This window comes from Pyxidicoccus trucidator (assembly GCF_010894435.1).
In the GTDB taxonomy this organism is placed as follows: Bacteria; Myxococcota; Myxococcia; order Myxococcales; family Myxococcaceae; genus Myxococcus; species Myxococcus trucidator.
The window spans coordinates 60,005-81,020 of sequence record NZ_JAAIXZ010000025.1 but is presented as its reverse complement, the minus strand read 5'-3'; the positions used below and the strand labels follow the sequence as shown (position 1 = coordinate 81,020).

Here is a 21,016-nt window from a genome sequence, read left to right as displayed (position 1 = left end):
CGCGTCGTCCCCACCCACCCCGCGAGCGCCCGGCCAGGAGGAGCCTCCTTCCATGTCCAGGCCCGTGTCCGCGCAGCGAGTCACCCGCTTCGGCACCACCGTCTTTTCCGAGTTCAGCGCGCTCGCCGCGAAGCACGGCGCCGTCAATCTGGGGCAGGGGTTCCCGGATTTCGACGGGCCGGACGCCGTCAAGGAGGCCGCGCAGCGCGCCATCCGCGACGGGGTGAACCAGTACGCCATCAGCATGGGCGCGAAGGACCTCCGCCTCGCCATCGCCGAGCACGCCGCGCGTTTCTACGGCCAGCAGGTGGATCCGGACACCATGGTGGTTGTCACCAGCGGCGCCACCGAGGCCATCCTCGACGTGCTGCTGGGGCTGGTGGACCCGGGCGACGAGGTGGTGGCCTTCGAGCCCTTCTACGACTCGTACGACGCCAACATCACCTTCGTGGGCGCCACCCCGCGCTACGTGCCGCTGCGTCCGCCGGACGCGAGCCACCCGGAGTGGTGGTTCGACCGGGACGAGGTGCGCGCCGCCTTCGGCCCGCGCACGCGGCTGCTCATCCTCAACTCGCCGCACAACCCCACCGGCAAGGTGTTCACCCGCGAGGAGCTCGAGTTCCTGGGCGGGCTGTGCGCCGAGCACGACGTGAAGGTGCTGTCGGACGAGGTGTACGAGCACATCGTCTTCGCTCCCGCCCGGCACCTGCGCCCGGCCACGCTGCCCGGCCTGTCCGAGCGCACCGTCACGGTGAGCAGCGGCGGGAAGACGTTCAGCCTCACCGGGTGGAAGGTGGGCTGGGTCATCGCGCCTCCGCCGCTCCGGGACGCCGTGCAGCGGGCCCACCAGTTCGTGACGTTCGCCACGGCGTCGCCGCTGCAGGCGGCCATGGCGGCGGCGCTGCGGCTGCCGGACGCGTACTACGCGGAGTTGGCGGCGACGTACGCGGGGAAGCGCGAGCGTCTATTGGGTGGGTTGCGCGAGGCGGGGCTGACGGCCTTCGCGCCGCAGGGGAGCTACTTCATCCTCGCGGACATTGCCCGGTACGGCTTCCAGGACGACGTGGCCTTCTGCCGGCACCTGGTGTCCGAGGTGGGCGTGGCGGCCATTCCGCCAAGCGTCTTCTACGGCCCGGAGCACCGCCACCTGGGGCAGGGGCTGGCGCGCTTCGCCTTCTGCAAGACGGAGGCGGTGCTGGACGAAGCGGTACGCCGCCTGCGAGCGAAGCTGGCGCCGCGGCGCTGAGCCACTGCGGCGCCTGAGGGCGGAGCGCTGGACGAAGCGGTGCGCCGCACCGCTGAGTCACCGCGCTACATGTTGCGCCGGTACTGGCCGCCCACCTCGTACAGGGCGCGGGAGAGCTGGCCCAGCGTGCACACCTTGCACGCGTCCATCAGCGCGGCGAACACGTTGCCGTTGTCCAGCGCCGCGCGGCGCACCGCCTCCAGGGCCTGGGGCGCCGTGCCCTCGTTGCGCTTGCGGAAGGCGTCGCGGGCGGTGATGGCGTAGTCCTTCTCCTCCTTCGTCGCGCGAATCACCTCCGGCGGCGTCACGGTGGGCGAGCCCTTCGGGTCCAGGAAGGTATTCACCCCGACAATGGGCAGCGTCCCGTCGTGCTTCTGCATCTCGTAGTAGAGGGACTCTTCCTGGATCTTGGAGCGCTGGTACATGCGCTCCATGGCGCCCAGCACGCCGCCGCGCTCGGAGATGGCGCGGAACTCCGTGAGCACCGCCGCCTCCACCAGGTCGGTCAGCTCCTCGATGATGAACGCACCCTGGTTGGGGTTCTCGTTCTTCGACAGGCCGAACTCCTTGTTGATGACCAGCTGGATGGCGAGGGCCCGCCGCACGCTCTCCTCGGTGGGAGTGGTGATGGCCTCGTCATACGCGTTGGTGTGCAGGGAGTTGCAGTTGTCGTTGAGCGCCAGCAGCGCCTGCAGCGTGGTGCGGATGTCGTTGAAGGCAATCTCCTGCGCGTGCAGGGAACGGCCGGACGTCTGGATGTGGTACTTCAGCTTCTGCGAGCGGTCATTGCCGCCGTACTTGTCCCGGATGGCCTTGGCCCAGATGCGCCGGGCCACGCGCCCCAGCACCGCGTACTCGGGGTCCATGCCGTTCGAGAAGAAGAACGACAGGTTGGGCGCGAAGTCGTCGATGTCCATGCCCCGCGACAGGTAGTACTCGACGAAGGTGAAGCCGTTGGCCAGCGTGAAGGCCAGCTGGGAGATGGGGTTCGCCCCGGCCTCCGCGATGTGGTACCCGGAGATGGACACCGAGTAGAAGTTCCGCACCTTCTGGTCGATGAAGTACTGCTGGATGTCGCCCATGACGCGCAGGGCGAACTCGGTGGAGAAGATGCAGGTGTTCTGCGCCTGGTCCTCCTTGAGGATGTCCGCCTGCACGGTGCCGCGCACCGACTGGAGCGTCTTCGCGCGGATCTTCTCGTACACCTCGCGCGGCAGCACCTCGTCGCCGGACACGCCCAGCAGCAGCAGCCCGAGCCCGTCGTTGCCCGCGGGCAGGTCACCCTGGTAGCGGGGGCGGGGCTGGCCGCGCTCGCGGTAGATGGCGTCGATCTTCTTGTCGACGGCCTCCACCTGGCCCTGCTCGCGGATCCACTTCTCGCACTGCTGGTCCACGGCGGCGTTGAGGAAGAAGCCCAGCAGCATGGGCGCCGGGCCGTTGATGGTCATCGACACCGAGGTGGACGGGTCCGCCAGGTCGAAGCCCGAGTAGAGCTTCTTCGCGTCGTCCACGTTGGCGATGGACACGCCCGAGTTGCCCACCTTGCCGTAGATGTCCGGCCGGTGGTCCGGGTCCTCGCCGTACAGCGTCACCGAGTCGAACGCGGTGGACAGGCGCTTCGCCGGCAGGCCGCGCGACACGTAGTGGAAGCGCTTGTTGGTGCGCTCCGGGCCGCCTTCACCCGCGAACATGCGCGCGGGGTCCTCGCCCTCGCGCTTGAGCGGGAAGACGCCCGAGGTGAACGGGAAGGCGCCCGGGGCATTCTCTCGCAGCAGCCACGTGAGGATGTCGCCCCAGTCCTCGTAGCGGGGCAGGGCAATCTTCGGGACGCGCAGGTGCGAGAGGGACTCGGTGAACAGGTCCAGCTCGATGACCTTGTCGCGCACCTGGTACTGGTACTTCGCCGCCGCATAGCGCCGCTTCGTCGCGGGCCACTCCGCCAGCAGGCGCCGGCAGTCCGGGTGCAGGCGGCTCTCCAGGTCCTGGTACAGCGCCACCAGCTCACCCAGGTAGGCGGGCTCGCCCTCCACGCGCTCGGTGACCTGCACCACGTCGGCGGAGTCCTTCGGCTCGACAATCTCCAGGCGCTTCTTGCCCACGTTGGCGCGCAGGGCCTGGATGGTGCCGTGCAGCTGGTACATGCGCCGCGCAATCGCGGCCTGGGCGCGCACGGAGCCGTCGTAGGCCTCGCACGCTTCCACAATCTCCGCGAGGTAGCGGGTGCGCTCCGGCGGGATGATCCACTTCTTCTCGCTCATGCCCGGGGTGAGCGCGAAGTTCGACTGGAGCGGCGCGCCGGTCTTCTTCACCACCGCGTCCATGATGGCGCGGTAGAGCTGGTTCATGCCTGGGTCGTTGAACTGCGAGGCGATGGTGCCGTGCACGGGCACCGCGTCGTCGGCGACGGTGAAGGCGTTGTGGTTGCGCTTCCACTGCTTGCGCACGTCGCGCAGCGCGTCCAGCGAGCCGCGCTTGTCGAACTTGTTGATGGCGATGACGTCCGCGAAGTCGAGCATGTCGATCTTCTCGAGCTGCGTCGCCGCGCCGTACTCGGCTGTCATGACGTACAGCGACACGTCCGAGTGCTCGGTGATCTCCGTGTCCGACTGGCCGATGCCGGACGTCTCCACCACGATGAGGTCGAAGCCCGCCGCCTTGCAGACCTCGATGGAGTGGGCCACGTGCCGGGACAGCGCGAGGTTGCTCTGCCGCGTGGCCATGGACCGCATGTAGACGCGCGGGTTGTCGATGGCGTTCATCCGGATGCGGTCACCCAGGAGCGCGCCGCCGGACTTGCGCTTGGACGGGTCCACGGAGAGCACGGCGAGCGTCTTGTCCGGGAAGTCCGCCAGGAAGCGGCGCACCAGCTCGTCCACAAGGCTGGACTTGCCCGCGCCGCCGGTGCCGGTGATGCCGAGCACGGGCACGCGGGGCGCATCCACATGGGCCTCCGCCATGGCCTTGCGCAGCTCCTCGCCCGCGTCCGCGAAGTTCTCCGCGATGGTGATGAGCGAGGCGATGCGGTCCGGCTGGCGGGGCAGGGGGCGGGCGAGCAGCGGCTGGAAGTCCGCGGGGCGCTTCTCGAAGTCGCACTGGGAGATGAGGTCGTCGATCATCCCCTGCAGGCCCATGGCCCGGCCGTCGTCGGGCGAGTAGATGCGCGTGACGCCGTACTTGTGCAGCTCCTCGATTTCAGAGGGGAGGATGGTGCCACCGCCACCGCCGAAGACCTTGATGTTCGCGCCGCGCTGGCGGAGCAGGTCGATCATGTACTTGAAGTACTCGACGTGACCGCCCTGGTAGGACGTGAGGGCGATGCCCTGGGCGTCCTCCTGGATGGCGCAGTCGACGATCTCCGACACGGAGCGGTTGTGGCCCAGGTGGATGATCTCCGCGCCCGACGCCTGCATCAGGCGGCGCATCACGTTGATGGCCGCGTCATGGCCGTCGAAGAGGCTGGCGGCGGTGACGATGCGGACGTGGAAGCGGGGCTTGTAGGGCTGGGGAGGGGTCGTCGGCTGAGCGTGTCGCACGCGCGTACACTAGAAGTGCGGTGCGGGCCCGGCAAGCGATTGAGACGGCGTGTGCCCGCCGCCCGACGCGGGCTGTCAGGCCGGCAAACGAGGTAGGAAGGCGCCTAGCACACGCAGTGCGGCCGAGGTGGGCGTCGCGCGCCCTTCACGTACGTCTCCCTCCAGCGTTGGCACCAGGGCAGCCACCTCGGGGTGGGCCCGAAGGGCCGACCGCAGACCGTCCTGCACCATGGCCCACATCCAGCCCACCTGCTGCTCCTTGCGGCGGCGTGACAGCTCGCCCGACGCGGCGCGGCGGGATACCTGGGTGACGACTGCGTCCCACAACTTCTCGATGCCGGTGCCCTCCAGCGCGCTGCACGTGGTGACCACCGGCTCGGAGCCCGGCCGCATGAGGTGCAGGGCGGCGCGGTACTCGGCGCGGGCTCGCTCGGCGCGGGGCGCGTTGTCGCCGTCCGCCTTGTTGATGGCGACCATGTCCGCCACCTCGAGGATGCCGCGCTTGATGCCCTGCAATTCGTCGCCCGCGCCCGCGAGCATCAGCACCAGGTAGAAGTCCACCAGGTCCGCGACGACCGTCTCTGACTGGCCCACGCCCACCGTCTCCACCAGCACCACGTCGAAGCCGGCGGCCTCGCACAGCAGCAGCGTCTCGCGCGTCTTGCGCGCCACGCCGCCCAGCGTGCCGCTGGAGGGGCTGGGACGGATGTACGCCGAGGACTCGCGCGCCAGCCGGGCCATGCGCGTCTTGTCACCCAGGATGCTGCCGCCGGAGATGCTGCTGGACGGGTCGATGGCGAGCACCGCCACCTTCTGGCCCCGGCCCACCAGGTGCATCCCGAGCGCGTCGATGAAGGTGCTCTTGCCCACGCCCGGCACGCCGCTGATGCCCACGCGCTGGCTGTTGCCCGTGTGGGGCAGCAGGCGCGTGAGGACCTCCTGGGCAAGCGCCGCGTGGCGCGGGAGCTCGCTCTCCACCAGGGTGATGGCGCGCGCGAGCACCGCCCTGTCCCCGGCGCGGACGCCCTCCACGTACGTGTCCGCGGGCAGCAGCTTCACGCCGCCTCCAGCTCGGCGGCGAGCTTGTCGAGCAGCTCCAGGGCCGCCTTCGCGATGACGGTGCCGGGGCCGAAGATGGCGGCGGCGCCCGCGGCCCGCAGCGCGTCGTAGTCCTGGGGCGGAATCACGCCGCCCACCACGACCATGATGTCCTCGCGGCCCAGCTTCTTCAGCGCCTGCTTCAGCTCCGGCACCAGCGTGAGGTGACCCGCGGCGAGCGAGCTGGCCCCCACGACGTGCACGTCGTTCTCCACCGCCTGGCGTGCGGACTCCTCGGGCGTCTGGAACAGGGGCCCGATGTCCACGTCGAAGCCCAGGTCGGCGAAGGCGGTGGCGATGACCTTCTGGCCACGGTCATGGCCGTCCTGCCCCATCTTCGCGATGAGGATGCGCGGCCGGCGGCCGAAGCGCGCCAGGAAGGAGTCCGCCTTCGCCCGGGCCTCGGCGATGCCACCCGCCGAGCCGGCCTCGGCCGAATAGATTCCGGAGATGCTCCGCACGGTGGCCTCGTAGCGCCCGTACACCTTCTCGAGCGCGTCGCTGATTTCTCCCACGGTGGCCCGGGCCCGAGCCGCGTCGATGGCGAGCGCCAGGAGATTCCCCTCGTTGCGCCGGCCCGCCTCGGTGAGCGCATGCAGGCGGCTGCTGACCTCGTCCGCGTTGCGCTCGGCGCGCAGCTCGCGCAGGCGGGCCACCTGGGCCTCGCGCACCGCGGAGTTGTCCACCTTGAGGATGTCGATGCGGTCCTCGCGCTCGGGCGGGTACTTGTTCACGCCGATGATGGCCTGACGCCCGGAGTCGATGCGCGCCTGGGTGCGCGCGGCGGCCTCTTCGATTCGCAGCTTGGGCAGCCCGGCTTCAATCGCCTTCGTCATGCCACCCAGCGCCTCCACCTCCTGGATGTGTGTCCAGGCCCGGTGCGCCAGCTCGTGGGTGAGGCGCTCCACGTAATAGCTGCCGCCCCACGGGTCGATGACGCGCGTGGTGCCGCTCTCCATCTGGAGGTACAGCTGGGTGTTGCGGGCGATGCGCGCGCTGAAGTCGGTGGGCAGCGCAATCGCCTCGTCCAGCGAGTTGGTGTGCAGGCTCTGGGTGTGGCCCTGGGTGGCGGCCATGGCCTCCACGCAGGTGCGCACGACGTTGTTGAAGACGTCCTGCGCGGTGAGGCTCCAGCCGGACGTCTGGCAGTGGGTGCGCAGCGCCAGGCTCTTGTCGCTCTTGGGCTTGAAGCCCTTGATGAGGTGGGCCCACAGGAGGCGGGCCGCGCGCAGCTTGGCCACCTCCATGAAGAAGTTCATCCCGATGGCCCAGAAGAACGACAGGCGGGGAGCGAAGGCGTCCACGTCCAGGCCGGCGGCGAGCCCTGCGCGGATGTACTCGACACCGTCCGCGAGCGTGTAGCCCAGCTCCAGGTCCTGCGACGCGCCGGCCTCCTGCATGTGGTAGCCGCTGATGCTGATGCTGTTGAAGCGCGGCATCCGCTCCGCGGTGAAGCGGAAGATGTCCCCGATGATGCGCATCGAGGGAGCGGGCGGATAGATGTACGTGTTGCGGACCATGAACTCCTTGAGGATGTCGTTCTGGATGGTCCCGCTGAGCTGCTCGGGGCGCACGCCCTGTTCCTCGGCCGCGACGACGTAGAGCGCGAGCACGGGGAGCACCGCGCCGTTCATCGTCATGGACACGCTCATCTGGTCGAGCGGAATCCGGTCGAACAGGATGCGCATGTCCTTGATGGAGTCGATGGCCACACCCGCCATGCCCACGTCGCCGGAGACGCGCGGGTGGTCGCTGTCGTAGCCCCGGTGTGTGGCGAGGTCGAAGGCGATGGACAGGCCCTTCTGTCCGGCCGCGAGGTTGCGGCGGTAGAAGGCGTTGGAGGCCTCGGCCGTGGAGAAGCCCGCATACTGGCGCACCGTCCACGGCTGCTGCACGTACATGGTGGAGTAGGGGCCGCGCACGAAGGGCGGCAGGCCCGGCAGCGAGCCCAGGTGCGCCACGCCCTCCAGGTCCTCGGGGCCGTAGACGGGCTTGACGGGAATGCCCTCGGGCGTGTCCCACCGCTCGGCGGTGCGGGTGGCCTCGCTCGCGCGGCGGCGCTGGGCGTCACGCGCGTCGGGGGTGGGCTGCGTCTCGGGAGCGTCGAAGGCGACGTGGGAGAAGTCGGGGACGTTGGAGCGCATCAGGCCACCCCCAGATGGGTGTGCAGCGTCTTCAGGAGCTGGAACAGGTCCGCTCCCGCATAGAGGAAGAGGTCCACGCCGGCCGCGCGGAAGGCGGCCTCGTGGTCACCAGGTCGGCCCGCGACGGCCACGGCGCGCGCGCCCCGGGCCTTGAGTGCCTGGACGAGCGCGGGCACCTGGTCCGGATAGAGCGTGTCGGGCCCGGAGATGATGGCGAGCGGCGTGCCCGCGGCCACGAAGGCCTCCGCCGCGTGGGCCGCGTCCGGGGAGTCGCGGTGCTCGGTGGTCTCGATGCCGCCCACGGCCAGCGCGTTGGCGACCCACATCGAGCGGACGGTGTGCTCCGCCACCGTGCCCAGGCTCAACATGAAGGCGCGAGGACGGGCACCGTACAGGGCGAGGTGGCGGTCGCTGGCGTCGCGCAGGGACTCGAAGGCCTCAGCGAGGCGGACGGGCCGCAGCGGCGCGAAGCCCCCCTCGGCCACGGGAGCGGGAGTGGGGTGAGGCTCGCGCTGGACGGGGGTCTCGCTCAGGTGGGGAAACTCGCTGACACCCACCATGGGCAGGCGCCGGGTGCGCACGGCCTTGTCGCGCGCGGAGACTGCCTCGGCCAGCGCGCGGGCCACGTCACCCTGGACGAGCGCGCGCGTCATACCGCCCAGCGATTCGATTCGCTGTAGCTCGGTCCACGCGGCGCGGGCGATTTCGCCCGTGAGCTGCTCCAGGTAGTAGCTGCCACCGGCGGGGTCCGCGACGCGGTTGAGGCTGGCCTCGTCACGCAGGATGAGCTGCGTGTTGCGCGCGAGCCGCCGGCCCTGCTCGTCCGGCGCGCCCAGGGGCTCGTCGAAGGGGGCGGTGCTCACGCTGTCCGCGCCCGCGACGACGGCGGCGAAGGACTCCGATGTGGCGCGCAGGATGTTCACCCACGGGTCTCTCTTCGACTTGGTGGCGCTGGCGGTGCGAGCGTGCAGCACCATGGCCTGGGCCTCGGGCTGACCTCCTGAAGCGGCGACGACCTTGGACCAGAGCAGCCGCGCCGCGCGCAGCCGGGCCAGCTCCGGGAAGAACTGCGCGCCCACGGACAGCGCGAACTGCACCGAGCGCGCCGAGTCCCCGGGAGACACGCCCGCGCGCTCCAGCTCGCGCAGGTATTCCACGCCGGTGGCGATGGCCCACGCCAGCTCCTGCACGGGCGTGGCGCCCGCATCCGCCCAGGCACGCGAGGACACCAGCAGCGCGCGCAGGCCCGGTGCCTCCTTCAGCAGCGACGTCACGAGCGGCGCGGCCCTGGCGAGCGTCCCTGCCACGTCCACCTTCTCCGCGCCCGCGCGCGCAATGGCGCCAATCGGGTCGATGCCCAGGCTTCCACTCAGCGCCTTGCGCGGCACGCGCCGCGCGTCCGCGACCTGGAGCAGGAGGGCAGCGGGGGCGAGCACGTCGCGCGCCGGCTCGAGGTGCACGGGCGTGCGCTCCAGCGGGACGTGCGCGAGGAGCTGCGTCAGCGAGGCCTCGTCCTTCACGTCGACGCCGTGCGGTGCGTCCAGCAGCAGCCAGACCCCCTGGGCGCCACGCTCCAGGTCGGTGCGGAGGGCCTCGGCGGTGGAGGCCACGTCGGAGCCGGCGTACTCCTGGCACAGCGTCCAGCCGCCCTCGGTGTGGCCCAGCGGTCCGGTGCCACGCACGAAGGGGGAGACACCCGGGGGCTCGACGGGGGAGGCGACGTCCTGGGAGGTGTAGAGGGGCTTGAGGGACAGGCCGCCTTCCAGGGGGGACTGGAGCGAGGTGAAGGGCTTGCCCTTCAGGTCCTTCTCCACGAGCCGGCGCCACGCGTCGAGCGACGGAGGCGGGAACTCGGTATCGGTGGGCAGGGGTCCTTGCGACATGCCCTTCCCATAGGCGCAATGGCTGCCCGGGGCAATGGGCTGGTGACGGCGTGGGCGCGCACGTACCCTCTGCGCGTGTCCTTCTTCGGTGAGCTCTACCTGCGCAGCACGCTGCCCTTCCTCTCCGAGAGCGTCACGGCGAGTGAGGCGGAGTACCTCGCACGGGCCTTCGCCGACATTCCCGGACCGGGCGCGGTGGTCGACCTGGGCTGCGGGCACGGACGTCACGCCTCACGACTCAATGCGTCAGGCCCGTTGGCCGGGCGCATCATCGGCCTCGAGCTGGATGCGCTGTCGCTGTCGATGCGGCGGCCCGGCTTCCCCGCGGTGCAGGGCGACCTGCGCGCCCTGCCATTCCGCCCGGAGTCACTGGCCGGGGCCTACGCCTGGTACTCGACACTCTTCGCCTTCACGGATGAGGAGCACGTGCACATCCTCCGCGAGGTGGCGCGGGTGCTGCGGCCGGGAGGGCGGTTGGTGTTCCAGTCGGTGCCATACGAGCGGTTGGCGGAGTCTCCGGGTGCTGCATTCCGGCAGACCTTGCCGGACGGAAGCGTGCTGGAAGAGCAGAGCCGCTTCGACGCCGTTACAGGAAGGGACATGGGCCAGCGAACGCTTTCCCTACCGACCGGTCGGCGTCTCACCGCGTCGTATTCCATTCGCTACTATCCGCTTGCGGAACTGACACGGCTGTTGGAAAGCACGGGCTTCTCAACGGCCTGGGTGCATGGTGGGCTCGACGGTGAGCCGCCGTCACCGCGGGCGGCCGATCTGATTGTGGCAGCAGAGCGCCGACAAGGCTGAGAGCGTCCAGTGGATCCGAAAGAACAACCCCGAATGCGTCCAGGCTGGCTGGGCCAGCTCCCGAAGCGGGTCGACGTCTACGAGGTCGGCCCCCGGGACGGCTTGCAGAACGAGCTGCGCACGCTGCCTACCCGGGACAAGGCACGACTCATCGACGCGCTGGTCGCCGCGGGCGAGAAGCGCATCGAGGTGACGTCCTTCGTCTCCCCGAAGTGGATTCCCCAGCTCGCGGACGCGGAGGAGCTGCTGCGGCTCGTCGGGCGGCGCGAGGGCGTGGTGTTCTCCGCGCTCGTGCCCAACCTCAAGGGGCTGGAGCGCGCCAAGGAGGCGGGCCTGGAGGAGGCGGCGGTCTTCATCTCCGCGTCCGAGGCCCACTCGAAGAAGAACATCAACAAGAGCATCGCCGAGGCGCTCGCGGGGGCGCGCGAGGTGACGGTGTCCGCCTTGAAGGCGGGCATGCGCGTGCGCGGCTACCTGTCCACCGTGTGGGGTTGCCCGTACGAGGGCCACGTCCCCGTGGAGCGGGTGGTGGACATCTGCCGCCAGCTCGTGGACGCGGGCCTGTACCAGCTCAGCCTGGGCGACACGATTGGCGTGGGCACGCCCCGGCAGACGGAGGGAATCCTCGAGGCGCTGCTCAAGCACATCCCCGTGGAGAAGCTGGCGCTGCACATGCACGACACGCGAGGCACCGCGCTGGCCAACGCGCTGGTGGGCCTGTCCGCAGGCGTGACGACGTTCGACGCGAGCATCGGCGGGCTGGGCGGCTGTCCCTACGCTCCGGGCGCGGCGGGCAACCTGGCCACCGAGGACGCGGTGTTCATGCTGCACGGCATGGGCGTGGAGACGGGCATCAACCTGGACCGACTGGTGGAGGCCGGGGAGATTGCGCAGGAACTCATCGGCCGGAAGCTGGCTGGCAAGTACCTGCAAGCCGCGCTGGGCGAGCGGGAGAAGAAGGCGTCGCGGCGGGCGCAGAGCGCGCAGAGCTGAAGCGCGATCCGGTGTGCGCGTGAGTGGCGAGGGGCGGCACCGGAGAGCCTTCCGGGCCGCCCTTGTCGTCACCGGTCACCGAGGAGGGCCGTGAGCCGATCCTCCGATAGCATCCAATCGGAGTTGCCGGAGTTCGCCACCGCGTTGAGGGCCTCGATAGCGCCGTCTGGCCCACCGCGTGCTTATGGCCCGGCTCACCATGTCTGGCCCCCACGACCTCTTCGTCCGCTACACCTTCGGCCACCCCGAGCGAGCTGCGGCCGAGCTTCGCGCTGTGCTGCCCGCACAGGTCGTCTCAGAAGTGGACTGGACGTCTCTGCGCAGAGAGCCCGGTAGCGTCGTGGACCCGGAGCTGCGGGAGACGGAGAGCGACTTGCTCTTCACGGCGCGCCTGCGCACGGGCCACCCGCTGCTGCTGTACGTACTGCTGGAGCACCAGTCCACGGTGGATCGGTGGATGGCGCTGCGCATGCTGCGCTACGTGGTGCGCCAGCTGGAGCGCTCGCGCCAAGAGCATCCGGACAGCACAGTGCTTCCGCTCATCATCCCGCTCGTCATGTACCACGGGCCCGAGACAGTCTGGACGGCGCCACGCCGGGTGGAGGATCTCTTCGGGCTACCCGAGAAGGGCCGGGAGCGGTGGCGGGCGCTGGTGCCGTGCTTCGAGTTCCTGCTCGATGATTTGACTGCCGAACGTGAGGAGGCGCTGCAGGCGCGCCCCGGTCCTCCGCTGGCCCGGCTGGCATGGCTGACGCTGCGATACGGTCGGAGCGGAGAGCTGGCCCAGAAGCTGCCGGAGTGGGCGGCGCTCTTCGCTCAGGTGCAGGCAGGCCCCGAAGGCGCCGAGCATCTGGTCGTGCTCATCCGCTACCTCCTGTGGGTGGGTGACGAGGCTGCGCATGAAGCGGCCGGGCAGGTGTTACATTCGGTGCTGGGGCAGCAGCGCAAGGAGGAGCTGATGCGGAGCTATGGCGAGGAACTTGTCGAGCGGGGACTCCAGCAAGGCTTGGCGAGGGGCCGGGAGGAGGGCCTGGAGCAGGGGAGGAGACGCGCGCGTGCCGAGGACATCCTGCGGATCCTCACCGTACGGTGCGTGCACGTTGACGAAGAGGCCCGGCAGCGAATCCTCAACTGCACGGACATGGCCACGCTTGACCGCTGGTTCGACAAGTCCCTGAACGCTACCACCCTCTCCGCGGTGCTCGACGACCTGGCCCAGTAGCTCGTGAGCCGGAAACCGAGAGGTCTCGTGGTCAAGCATGGAGCGGGCCGTCAGCGCTCGCCGTGCATGGCCGTGAGCCGCTCCAGGCGCTCGTAAGCCAAGGAAGGCGGCACCGGAGGAGACTCCGGGCCGCCCTTGTCGTCAGCCACGTTCGCCAAGCATGGCCGTGAGCCGCTCCTGCATGCCCAGGTGGGCGGCGGCGGTCTCCAGCATGCGCCGCTCCTTGCGATCGATTCGGCCGTCCGCCATGGCGATCTCCACGATGTTGCGGAGGAAGAGCTCGGCCTCGGGCGTGCCGCGTGGGACCAGTCGCTCGAAGAGCTGCGAGCCCGCGCCCAGGGCCATCTCCACGTTGGCCCACTCCACGCCCCAGCGCTCCGAGCAGAGCTTGAGCATCTTCCGCTCGCTGGAGCTGACCTCGCCGTCGGCCGCGGCGATGGCCGCCATCATGTAGAGCAGCCGCTGCCGCTCCTGCACGTCCATCGCCATATCCGCGCCCGGTACGGGGCCCTTGTTCCGGGACTGCTCGGTGGCCACGGCCTTGCGGAGCACGTTGGCCTGGTACCGCTGGTCCTGTTCCACGTTCCACGCCTCGTAGGGGAGGGCGGACGCCAGCACCCAGTCCCGCTCGCCGCTGCCCAGCTGCGTGCCGCAGAAGTCGCACGTCGTCGCGGCGCTGTCGGTGAGCGTCGCGTTGCACTGCGGGCAGCGGTCCGTGGACATGCCGTTGGCGGCGTTCGTCCGCGCCCCGTGCCTACGCACCAGGGAGAAGACGAAGCGCTGAGGCACCGTGGGAAGCGTCGGCGGGCGCTCGTTCAGCGGGCCCACGCCCATGCGCGCGCTCCAGCGGATCTCCACGTGCGCCACGTCATACCCCTGAGGGGCCACCTGCAGCGCGCGCACGTCCACCGCGCCCACGGCGCACTCCAGGAACACGCGACGCCGGCCCTTGCGGTGCAGGTCCTCCAGCTCCGAGCCCAGCCGCTGCACGGCCTCCGTGTTGGCCACCTTGGACAGCGTCTTCGCGTCGCCGCGGCTCTGCGCGTCCACCCACTTCCAGAACAGCAGCGACGCGCGGTCCTCGAGAATCTCCAGGTTGAGCGCGGGGTCCACCTCGCGCGCCGGGAGCAGTCCGTCCACCGTCTTGTGGTGGCGCACGTGCTCCACGCCCTGGGTGATCTCCGACAGCGTCCAGTCGTAGTTACCGGAGTTCACCACCGCATTGCAGTACTCGCACGTGTTGGCCGCGCCGCCGGCGAACGGGGCGCCGCAGTTGGGGCATTTGCCCTGGAACAGGTCCGCGCCCGCGCGAGTCTGCGCACCGGGCTTGCGCACGAAGGTCCACACCTCGGTGAAGGACTCCGGCAGCGCCTTGCGCGCCATGTCCGTGGCCTGCGCGTCCGTGAAGGAGGCGGGCACGTCCGTGTCGCGCATGCGTGCCTGGACGCGAAGCTGGATGCTGTCGAACCACGCCGTCTGCGCCAGGCCGATGAGCTGGATGTCGAGCACCTCGATGTCGGTGATGGCATCGCGCACGCCCTGGGCCTCCAGGAGCTTCAGCTGCACGTTGAAGCGCTGCCAGGTGGCGTCCGACAGGAAGGGCCGCACCGGCGTCATGTCGCGCTGGAACCACGCCTTCTGCAGCTCCAGGAAGAGCCACCGAGACTTGTCCAGCACCGGCTGGAGCTCGAAGGCGGGGTCCTTCAGCTTGAGGGCGTTCACCCAGCCCGGCACGTCACGGTGGGACACCTGGGTGCGCTGCTCCGCCTCGCGCTGGTCCAGGGCGCGCCGGGTGGTGGCGTCCGGGTGAAGGTTGCGCTTGTAGAACCAGTACCCCACGCCGCCGATGGCGAGCAGCGGGAGCATCACCTTCGGGTAGCGGAAGACGAGCCCTATCACCTCGTAGATGATCCAGAAGGGGATGCCGCCACCGTCGTCTCCGCTGTCCGAGGAGGGGCGGGTGTAGTGCTCGCCGCCGCCGCCCCGGGCCAGGGCCACCAGGGGAGCAACCAGGGCCACCAGGGCAAGCGTGGAGGGCAGCCAGGGGGCCCACCGGGAGAGTCGATACGGCGTGAAGCGCGAGGACATGCGTCCAATGCTAACCGTTTCCGCCTTGCCAGACCCGCCTTCCCGCCGCACTCTGCCGCGTCCGAGGGCGGCCCGCCGGACGGGCCCGGAGAGGGAGTCCACATGCCGGAATTCAAGGTCGACGCACGGGGTGCCATCGAGATCTGGACCATCGACGGCGAGGGCCGCCGCAACGCCATCAGCCGGGCGATGCTGACGGAGCTGGGGGCGATGGTTGCGCGCGTGTCCACCGGTCGCGACGTCCGCGCCGTCATCCTCACAGGCGCGGGCGACAAGGCCTTCTGCGCGGGCGCGGACCTGAAGGAGCGCGCCACCATGGTCGAGGACGACGTCCGCGCCTTCCTCGACGGGCTGCGACGCACCTTCCGCGCCATCGAGCAGAGCGACTGCGTCTTCATCGCCGCCATCAACGGCGCGGCCTTTGGCGGCGGCACCGAGCTGGCGCTGGCGTGCGACCTGCGCGTCGCCGCGCCCGCGGCGGAGCTGGGGCTGACGGAGACGCGGCTGGGCATCATCCCCGGCGGCGGCGGCACGCAGCGGCTGGCGCGGCTGATTGGCGTGGGCCGCGCGAAGGACCTCATCCTCACCGCGCGCAGCGTCAACGCGGCGGAGGCCTTCAGTGTGGGGCTGGTGAACCGGCTCGCTCCGGAGGGGCACCTGCTGGAGGTGGCCTTCGGACTGGCGGAAGCGGTGGTGAAGAACGCGCCCATCGCCGTGTCCACGGCCAAGCACGCCATCGACGAGGGCACCGGTCTGGAGCTGGACGACGCGCTGGCGCTGGAGCTGCGCCGCTACGAGGAGATCCTCAAGACGGAGGACCGGCTGGAGGGCCTGCGCGCCTTCGCCGAGAAGCGTCCGCCCGTCTACAAGGGCCGGTAGTCAGCGCGCCGGAGGGCCCGTCGTCCCGGGCCCCGTGAAAGACACCGGGGGCACGGACCTGGATGGACCAGGCCTCGCGCCCCCGGAGGGTTTCAGGCTGGGGGCCGGAAGGCCCCGGTGCTTCAGGCGCTCGCGGTCTTCTCGGGGCCGATGTTGACGTTCTGCTTGTTCATGTAGCCCATCGCCTTGTCCTTGACGGTGGTGCGCAGCTCGGTGCCCGTCTTCGGGGCGAGGAGCAGCGCCGCCACGCCACCGGCAGCCACGCCGAGGATGAAGACGCCCAGGCCCCCCAGGCCCAGGGTCGCGGGCTTGCGGGTGGTCAGCCCCACCACACGCAGCACGTCATCCGGGTCAAAGTCATCCCAGGTGTCCCGCGCCGCGCGGGGCAGGTCGTTGATGAGCTTGTGCGCCACGACCTTGCGGATCAGGTCGCTCTTGGCCAACCCCTTCGCCATCCATTTGGTCTTCTTCGCTGCGAACATGCGTCCCTCCAGGGCCAGATTTGCAGGAGGCGGTTTTGCTCGCGTGACGCCCCCGTGAGGCTCCAAGGTAGGCAGGGGAGCCTTCCGTGGCACCCCCCGAGACCCCCGTTCACACACTGCGTCGTAAGCTGGACGTCATGCCGCGCTGCTCCCCTGGAGAGAAGGCAGCCAGGCGGGGACCTTTCTGCTATGTGGCCCGGGCCATGTCCCAAGACTCGAAGCTGCTGGAGAAGATCGCCCAGGTAGAGAAGGGTGGCGCGGAGAAGTACCACGCGAAGAACAAGGAGGCGGGCAAGCTCTTCGCTCGCGACCGCATCCGCCTGCTGGTGGATGAAGGTTCCTTCGTCGAGGACGCCAAGCTCGCCAACAACCTGGACGCGGACCTGCCCTCGGACGGTGTCATCATCGGCCTCGGCAAGGTGGCCGGCCGCACCGTGGCCATCATGGCCAATGACTCCACGGTGAAGGCGGGAAGCTGGGGCGCCCGCACGGTGGAGAAGATCCTCCGCATCCAGGAGACGGCCCGCGCGCTGCGCTGCCCGCTCTTCTATCTGGTGGACTCCGCCGGCGCTCGCATCACCGACCAGGTGGAGATGTTCCCCGGCCGCCGGGGCGCGGGCCGCATCTTCTACAACGAAGTGCATATGTCCGGCTTCGTGCCCCAGGTGTGCCTGCTCTTCGGGCCGTCCGCCGCCGGTGGCGCGTACATCCCCGCCTTCTGCGACCTGGTCATCATGGTGGACGGCAACGCCTCCATGTACCTGGGCAGCCCCCGCATGGCGGAGATGGTGATTGGCGAGAAGGTGACGCTGGAGGAGATGGGCGGCGCGAAGATGCACTGCTCCATCTCCGGTGTCGGCGACGTGCTGGTGAAGACGGAGGAGGAGGCCATCGCCGCCGCGAAGAAGTACATCGGCTTCTTCCCGGAGAACTTCAGCCAGCGTCCGCCCGAGGCGCCCAAGCTCGCGCCCAAGGCCAGCGGCAAGCGCGTGGACGAGATCGTCCCCGTGGACCAGAACAAGCCCTTCGACATGCATGCGCTCATCAAGGAGCTCATCGACGAGGACAGCTGGTTCGAGGTGAAGAAGCTCTTCGCCCAGGAGCTCATCACCGGCCTGGCCCGCATCGACGGCATGCCGGTGGGCATCGTCGCCAACCAGCCCAAGTACAAGGGCGGCGTGCTGTTCGTGGACAGCGCGGACAAGGCGGCGCGCTTCATCTGGCTGTGTGATGCATTCAACATCCCGCTGCTCTACCTGGCGGACGTGCCGGGCTTCATGATCGGCACCAAGGTGGAGCGCGCCGGCATCATCCGCGCTGGCGCGAAGATGATCTCCGCCGTGTCCGAGGCCAGCGTCCCGAAGATCTGCGTGGTGGTGCGCAAGGCCTACGGCGCCGGCCTGTACGCCATGAGCGGCCCCGGCTTCGCGCCGGACGCCACCCTGGCGCTGCCCGGGGCGATGATCGCCGTCATGGGTCCGGAGGCGGCCGTCAACGCCGTCTACTACAACAAGATCCAGGAGCTGCCCGAGGCCGACCGCCCCGCCTACGTCCAGAAGCTGCGCGACGAGTACAGGGCCGACGTGGACATCTACAAGCTGGCCAGCGAGCTCATCATCGATGAGATCGTCCCCGGTGACAGCCTGCGTCAGGAGCTGACCCAGCGTTACCGGCTGTACTCCCAGCGCCATGCGCCCCGTGCCGAGAAGAAGCACGGTGTCTATCCCGTCTGAGTAGGAAAACTTCCTCCCTCCGCGAGGCCCGGCCTGCACCGGGCCGCTCTGCTATAGATCCTGCCGACCATGGATTTCGAACTTCCTGAAAGCCACCGCGCCCTCCAGTCCTCCCTCCGAGACTTCTGCGAACGCCGGGTGAAGCCGTACGCCCGCGAGTGGGACAAGGACGAGAAGTTCCCGCTCGAGGTGGTGCGGGAGCTGGGACAGCTGGGCGTCATGGGCATGCTGGTCGCCGAGGAGTACGGCGGGGCGGCCATGGACTCGCTCGCCGTGGCGGTCGCCGTGGAGGAGATCGCCCGCTATGACGGCTCGCTCGCGCTGACGGTGGCGAGCCACAACGGCCTGGGCACCAGCCACCTGCGCATCTTCGGCACCGACGCCCAGCGCAAGAAGTACCTGCCGAAGCTGGCCACCGGCGAGTTCCTCGGCGCCTGGGGCCTGACTGAGCCGGGGTCCGGCTCGGACGCCTCCAGCATGAAGACGACGGCGGTGCGCAAGGGCAACAACTGGGTGCTCAACGGCACCAAGATGTTCATCACCCAGGGCACCGTCGGCGACGTCTTCGTGGTGCTGGCAGTGACTTCGCCGCAGAAGCGGCAGAAGGGCATCACCGCGTTCCTGCTGGAGAAGGGCATGCCGGGCTTCAGCCAGCGCGCCATCCACGGCAAGCTGGGCATGCGCTCCTCGGACACCGCCGAGCTCATCCTGGAGAACGTCGAGGTGCCGGACTCCTTCCGCGTGGGCGAGGTGGACCACGGCTTCATCGACACGATGAAGATCCTCGACCGCGGCCGCATCACCATCGGCGCGCTGGCGGTGGGCCTGGGCCGGGGCGCCCTGGAGGAGTCCGTCCGCTACTCGCGCGAGCGCACCGCCTTCGGCCAGCCCATCAGCGAGTTCCAGGGCCTGCGCTGGATGATGGCGGACATGCAGACGGAGATGGACGCGGCGCGGCTGCTGGTGCACCGCGCGGCCCGGCTGGCGGACGAGGGCAAGCCGTACTCGAAGGAAGCCTCCATGGGGAAGCTCTTCGCCTCCGAGGCGGCCATGCGCGCCTGCAACAAGGCGGTGCAGATCCACGGCGGCTACGGCTACACCCGTGAGTTCCCCGTCGAGCGCTACCTGCGCGACGCCAAGCTTTGTGAGATTGGCGAGGGAACGAGCGAAATCCAGCGCACCATCATCGCCCGCGAGATCTTCAAAGGGGAGTGATGGACACCGCTCGACTGGAGGGTCTCGGGCTGCAAGTGAGGGAGGACGCGGCTGGCACCGAGGCGGTGCTGGACCTGGAGGCCTCCCCCCTCGTCAATCCCGTCACCCGGGCCTTCATCCCCGAGGTGACCTTCCAGGTGATGGGGGACCGGCTCATTCCCATCGCCCCGGCGGCGGTGGTGGGGCTCGCCCCCATCCTGATTGGCGCCCTCAGTGACGTCGCGGACATCGAGGCGCTGCTGTCCGACGCCTTCAACGAGCACATCTTCCACGTCCAGCGCCGCTCGGCGGAGCTCCAGGTGCTGGGCCTCACCGCGCGCGTGGACCCGCAGACGCTGGAGCTGTCCACCGAGGTGGCGGACGCCGACCTGACCGTCACGCTGGTGGCGGACCGGCTGGGCAACTTCCGGGTGGCCCGCGTGGTGCGGGGTGGGGCGGACGTCCAGGCGAACGGTGGCCACACGCTGGAGCTGTCCGAGTTCCGGGAGCGGGTGGCCCTGACGGGCTACCTCGCGGCGCTGTTCGGCGAGCCGGCGGCCCGGCCCCAGCCGGCGCCCGTGGGTGCCGGGCTGGTGCGCTTCTCGGACATCGTGGAGAAGTTCGGAGCTGAGGCGCTGGTGCCTCCGAGGAGTGCCCTGGAGCTGCTGGCGCAGCTTCAGGTGCAGGGCAGACCCTACCGCTTCGCCGCGGCGAGGGTGGCGGGGCGTACGTTCCGGGGCCTGCTGGCGGGGGCCCAGGGCAAGGTGTGGGCGGGGCGGTTCGAGCTGGATGAGTTTCCCGGCATCGTTCGGATGGTGGCGGACCTGCTGAAGGTCCCCCCCGAGGCCGTGAGGCTCGTGGGTCCGGACGCGCCACAGGAGTGAATGACGGTGAGCAGTCCCGAGAAACTCAGCCTCGCCGGGCGGGTGCAGCTCCTCGAGTCCCGCCTGGGAGTCACCATCTCCCGGCAGGACCTGGCGATTGAAGCGCTTACCCACAAGACGTACGTCAACGAGAACCCGGACCTGCGCCTGAAGGACAACCAGCGCCTGGAGTTCTTTGGCGACGCGGTGGTCAACCTCGCGGTCGCCGACCGGCTCTGGCGGCGCTACCCGGACGTGCCCGAGGGTTTCCTCACCAAGGTCCGTGCCCGCCTCGTCCACGAGGAAGGGCTGGCCCTGGTGGCCCGGCGGATTCCACTGGGAGACCTGCTGCTGCTGGGACGGGGCGAGGACAAGTACAAGGGGCGTGAGAAGAACTCGCTGCTGGCGGACGCCATGGAGGCCGTCTTCGGCGCCGTGTACCTCAGCGGGGGCATGGAGCCGGTGCTCCAACTGGTGGACCGATTCTTCGCGGAGCTCATCGACGAGGCGGCCACCAGCCTGGACAAGGACTACAAGACGGCCCTGGGCCAGCTCGTCCACGAGCGGCTGAAGATGCCCCCGAAGTACCGGGTGGTGTCGGAGTCCGGTCCGGAACACTCCAAGACCTTCGAGGTGGAGGTCATCATCGGCGAGGAGCCCTTCGCGCGCGCCACGGGGCGCAGCAAGAAGGAGGCGGAGCAGGCCGCGGCCCGGGTGACCCTGGACATGTTCTCGCAGCGGCTGGCGCCGAACCCGGCCCCCGCACCCGCGAGCGAGCCCTCCGCGCCCACACCGGACGAAACGTCACGGGGCGACACCCCGACGTGAAACCCCTTGGACGGAGGAGGGGTGGC

The 21,016-nt window shown here is 69.7% G+C and carries 15 protein-coding genes; 9 read left to right on the top strand and 6 right to left on the bottom strand.

The genetic code is table 11. From position 1 onward, the window contains the following. Positions 1 to 52 precede the first annotated feature (52 nt). A complete protein-coding gene (locus G4D85_RS43180) occupies positions 53 to 1,246 on the top strand; it encodes an aminotransferase class I/II-fold pyridoxal phosphate-dependent enzyme (protein WP_164020132.1) in 1,194 nt (397 codons plus the stop codon). A 65-nt stretch (positions 1,247 to 1,311) separates the two neighbouring features. Here the strand turns inward: G4D85_RS43180 and G4D85_RS43175 are convergent, their stop codons facing one another. The 4 genes from G4D85_RS43175 to G4D85_RS43160 form a co-directional block, all read right to left on the bottom strand. Then, positions 1,312 to 4,779 (bottom strand): methylmalonyl-CoA mutase family protein, encoded by a 3,468-nt coding sequence (locus G4D85_RS43175; protein ID WP_164020131.1) that lies wholly within the window; start codon positions 4,777 to 4,779, stop codon positions 1,312 to 1,314. Positions 4,780 to 4,854: 75 nt separating this feature from the next. Then, entirely contained in the window at positions 4,855 to 5,838 is a 984-nt protein-coding gene (gene meaB, locus G4D85_RS43170) for a methylmalonyl Co-A mutase-associated GTPase MeaB (RefSeq protein ID WP_164020130.1), read from the bottom strand. Continuing rightward, entirely contained in the window at positions 5,835 to 8,021 is a 2,187-nt protein-coding gene (scpA, locus tag G4D85_RS43165) for a methylmalonyl-CoA mutase (protein WP_164020129.1), read from the bottom strand. Before scpA ends, meaB begins: the two co-directional genes overlap by 4 nt. Then, positions 8,021 to 9,904 (bottom strand): methylmalonyl-CoA mutase family protein, encoded by a 1,884-nt coding sequence (locus G4D85_RS43160; protein WP_164020128.1) that lies wholly within the window; start codon positions 9,902 to 9,904, stop codon positions 8,021 to 8,023. Before G4D85_RS43160 ends, scpA begins: the two co-directional genes overlap by 1 nt. Before the next feature lie 75 nt (positions 9,905 to 9,979). Between G4D85_RS43160 and G4D85_RS43155 the strand changes: the two genes are divergently transcribed. The 3 genes from G4D85_RS43155 to G4D85_RS43145 all read left to right on the top strand — a co-directional run bounded on the left by G4D85_RS43155 (position 9,980) and on the right by G4D85_RS43145 (position 12,923). Continuing rightward, positions 9,980 to 10,708, top strand: coding sequence for a class I SAM-dependent methyltransferase (locus G4D85_RS43155; RefSeq protein ID WP_164020127.1), 729 nt, complete (start codon positions 9,980 to 9,982; stop codon positions 10,706 to 10,708). A gap of 33 nt (positions 10,709 to 10,741) precedes the next feature. Then, entirely contained in the window at positions 10,742 to 11,701 is a 960-nt protein-coding gene (locus tag G4D85_RS43150) for a hydroxymethylglutaryl-CoA lyase (protein ID WP_164020126.1), read from the top strand. 199 nt (positions 11,702 to 11,900) lie between these two features. After that, entirely contained in the window at positions 11,901 to 12,923 is a 1,023-nt protein-coding gene (locus G4D85_RS43145; RefSeq protein ID WP_164020125.1) for an Rpn family recombination-promoting nuclease/putative transposase, read from the top strand. 141 nt (positions 12,924 to 13,064) lie between these two features. Here the strand turns inward: G4D85_RS43145 and G4D85_RS43140 are convergent, their stop codons facing one another. Then, positions 13,065 to 15,011, bottom strand: coding sequence for a TIM44-like domain-containing protein (locus tag G4D85_RS43140; RefSeq protein ID WP_164020124.1), 1,947 nt, complete (start codon positions 15,009 to 15,011; stop codon positions 13,065 to 13,067). Between the two features lie 102 nt (positions 15,012 to 15,113). Here G4D85_RS43140 and G4D85_RS43135 point away from each other — a divergent pair, with 102 nt between their 5' ends. After that, positions 15,114 to 15,890, top strand: a complete 777-nt coding sequence (locus G4D85_RS43135; protein ID WP_164020123.1) for an enoyl-CoA hydratase-related protein — start codon at positions 15,114 to 15,116, stop codon at positions 15,888 to 15,890. Positions 15,891 to 16,012: 122 nt separating this feature from the next. On the opposite strand, the gene G4D85_RS43130 is transcribed toward G4D85_RS43135, so the two are convergent. Continuing rightward, positions 16,013 to 16,372, bottom strand: a complete 360-nt coding sequence (locus G4D85_RS43130; protein ID WP_164020122.1) for a YtxH domain-containing protein — start codon at positions 16,370 to 16,372, stop codon at positions 16,013 to 16,015. A gap of 203 nt (positions 16,373 to 16,575) precedes the next feature. Between G4D85_RS43130 and G4D85_RS43125 the strand changes: the two genes are divergently transcribed. The 4 genes from G4D85_RS43125 (at position 16,576) to rnc (ending at position 20,990) form a co-directional block, all read left to right on the top strand. Further along, positions 16,576 to 18,105, top strand: a complete 1,530-nt coding sequence (locus tag G4D85_RS43125) for an acyl-CoA carboxylase subunit beta (protein WP_164020121.1) — start codon at positions 16,576 to 16,578, stop codon at positions 18,103 to 18,105. Positions 18,106 to 18,174: 69 nt separating this feature from the next. Continuing rightward, the gene (locus G4D85_RS43120; RefSeq protein ID WP_164020120.1) at positions 18,175 to 19,320 is read left to right on the top strand and encodes an acyl-CoA dehydrogenase family protein; all 1,146 of its coding nucleotides are present in this window, start codon (positions 18,175 to 18,177) and stop codon (positions 19,318 to 19,320) included. Further along, positions 19,320 to 20,183: a hypothetical protein gene (locus tag G4D85_RS43115; RefSeq protein ID WP_205525954.1), complete on the top strand. Its 864-nt coding sequence runs from the start codon at positions 19,320 to 19,322 to the stop codon at positions 20,181 to 20,183. The genes G4D85_RS43120 and G4D85_RS43115 overlap by 1 nt, the downstream gene beginning before the upstream one ends. Continuing rightward, the gene (gene rnc / locus G4D85_RS43110) at positions 20,184 to 20,990 is read left to right on the top strand and encodes a ribonuclease III (protein WP_164020118.1); all 807 of its coding nucleotides are present in this window, start codon (positions 20,184 to 20,186) and stop codon (positions 20,988 to 20,990) included. The last annotated feature ends 26 nt before the right edge of the window (positions 20,991 to 21,016 follow it).

Coding starts and splice junctions, on each gene's coding strand:
- rnc (WP_164020118.1), top strand. CDS start 20,184: ATGACGGTGAGCAGTCCCGAGAAACTCAGCCTCGCCGGGCGGGTGCAG.
- G4D85_RS43130 (WP_164020122.1), bottom strand. CDS start 16,372: ATGTTCGCAGCGAAGAAGACCAAATGGATGGCGAAGGGGTTGGCCAAG.
- G4D85_RS43125 (WP_164020121.1), top strand. CDS start 16,576: ATGTCCCAAGACTCGAAGCTGCTGGAGAAGATCGCCCAGGTAGAGAAG.
- scpA (WP_164020129.1), bottom strand. CDS start 8,021: ATGCGCTCCAACGTCCCCGACTTCTCCCACGTCGCCTTCGACGCTCCC.
- G4D85_RS43160 (WP_164020128.1), bottom strand. CDS start 9,904: ATGTCGCAAGGACCCCTGCCCACCGATACCGAGTTCCCGCCTCCGTCG.
- G4D85_RS43135 (WP_164020123.1), top strand. CDS start 15,114: ATGCCGGAATTCAAGGTCGACGCACGGGGTGCCATCGAGATCTGGACC.
- G4D85_RS43120 (WP_164020120.1), top strand. CDS start 18,175: ATGGATTTCGAACTTCCTGAAAGCCACCGCGCCCTCCAGTCCTCCCTC.
- G4D85_RS43145 (WP_164020125.1), top strand. CDS start 11,901: ATGTCTGGCCCCCACGACCTCTTCGTCCGCTACACCTTCGGCCACCCC.
- G4D85_RS43180 (WP_164020132.1), top strand. CDS start 53: ATGTCCAGGCCCGTGTCCGCGCAGCGAGTCACCCGCTTCGGCACCACC.
- G4D85_RS43115 (WP_205525954.1), top strand. CDS start 19,320: ATGGACACCGCTCGACTGGAGGGTCTCGGGCTGCAAGTGAGGGAGGAC.
- G4D85_RS43150 (WP_164020126.1), top strand. CDS start 10,742: ATGCGTCCAGGCTGGCTGGGCCAGCTCCCGAAGCGGGTCGACGTCTAC.
- G4D85_RS43140 (WP_164020124.1), bottom strand. CDS start 15,011: ATGTCCTCGCGCTTCACGCCGTATCGACTCTCCCGGTGGGCCCCCTGG.